The organism is Bradyrhizobium sp. Leo170 (genome assembly GCF_004296405.1).
Lineage (GTDB): Bacteria > Pseudomonadota > Alphaproteobacteria > Rhizobiales > Xanthobacteraceae > Bradyrhizobium.
In genome coordinates this window covers 1-1,420 of sequence record NZ_PSRR01000712.1, presented here as the reverse complement: position 1 = coordinate 1,420, position 1,420 = coordinate 1, and the positions used below count along the sequence as shown (strand labels likewise).

Genomic DNA, 1,420 nt, shown 5'->3' with positions numbered 1-1,420 from the left:
GGTCTTTCGGATCCACGAGGACCTCGATGCTGCGAGGTGTCCTTGGCTGCCTTCTGATGAGGCCAGATCGTTCCAGGGTCAGCACCATTTGGTGAACCGAGGGCGGGCTGACGCGGAAGTATTCCTGCATGTCGGTTTCGGCCGGGGGCCTGCGATGCAGCCGGGTATAGAGGTGGATAAAAGCCAGATACTGCCCCTGCGTGGGCGTGAAGGGTTTTGTCGAAGGACTCACGCCGGCCATCCGATTCAGTTGTTCGTGCGTCCTCGAACGAGGAGGCACGCCATGAATGTACGCTATCGGGTCGAACTCAGCCAAATCGAGCGCACCGAACTGAGGGCGCTACTCAGCGGCGGCAAGCATGCGTCCCGCAAGCTCAAGCGAGCGCAGATTTTGCTGGCCGCCGATGCCGGGACCAGCGACGAGGGGATCGCAAGGAGCGTCGGCGTGAGCAGCTCGACCGTATACCGGACCAAGCGACGCTTCGTGGAAGGCAATCTGGAGCGGGCGCTGAGCGAAGAGCCGCGTCCCGGAGCGGAGCGCAAACTCACCGGCAAGGAAGAAGCCTTGCTGGTGGCGACCGCCTGTGCCAGCCCCCCAAAGGGCCGTGCCCGCTGGACGCTCAAGCTGCTGGCAGGCGCGATGGTCAAACTCACCGAACACAAGAGCCTGTCGCACGAGACGGTTCGGCGGCGCCTGGCCGAGAATGACCTCAAGCCCTGGCGCAAAGACATGTGGTGCATTCCGCAGGTCGACGGCGAATACGTCGCCCGCATGGAGGATGTGCTCGACCTCTATGCCGAGGCGCCCGACTCCAGACGGCCGGTGGTGTGCTTCGACGAAAGCCCGGTGCAACTCATCGGCGAAACGCGTCAGCCCATTCCGGCCAAGCCCGGCAGGCTCGAACGTTACGATTATGAGTATCGTCGCAATGGCACGGTCAATCTCTTCGTTCTGCTCGACGTTCATCGTCCCTGGCGCAAGGTCAAGGTCACCGAGCGACGAGCGGCAAGGGATTACGCCCAATGCATGCGTGATCTTGTCGACATCCATTATCCCGACGCCGAGATCATCCGGGTCGTCCAGGACAATTTATCGACCCACTCCGCCGGTGCCCTCTATCAGGCGTTCCCGCCCGCCGAAGCCAGGCGGATTTTGCGACGGCTCGAGTTCCACTACACCCCCAAGCACGCAAGCTGGCTCAACATGGTCGAGATCGAAATCGGCGTCCTGCGGGGCCAGTGTCTCGATCGCAGGATCGACGACCCCAAGCGACTGCGCCGCGAAATCGCTGCCTGGGAACGGCAGAGAAATGCCGCACGTTCCCGCATCAAATGGATGTTCACGACAGACAAGGCCCGCGCCAAAATGGGCCGCGCCTATCCCGACACTTCCAAAGAGTCATAATCACTGTGACGAGGT

Annotated in this window: 2 protein-coding genes; one reads left to right on the top strand and one right to left on the bottom strand. The window is 62.0% G+C overall.

All coding sequences use genetic code 11. From position 1 onward, the window contains the following. Nucleotides 1-241, bottom strand: a 241-nt coding sequence (locus CWO89_RS44180) for a LexA family protein (RefSeq protein WP_130584383.1), incomplete at its 3' end; no start/stop codon positions are given. Between the two features lie 42 nt (nucleotides 242-283). Between CWO89_RS44180 and CWO89_RS44175 the strand changes: the two genes are divergently transcribed. Next, complete coding sequence (locus CWO89_RS44175) at nucleotides 284-1,405, top strand: IS630 family transposase (RefSeq protein WP_130584382.1); 1,122 nt, start codon at nucleotides 284-286, stop codon at nucleotides 1,403-1,405. Nucleotides 1,406-1,420: the final 15 nt, after the last annotated feature.

Excerpts from the sequence above, each read along its gene's own strand:
- CWO89_RS44175 (WP_130584382.1), top strand. The coding sequence starts at position 284 with ATGAATGTACGCTATCGGGTCGAACTCAGCCAAATCGAGCGCACCGAA.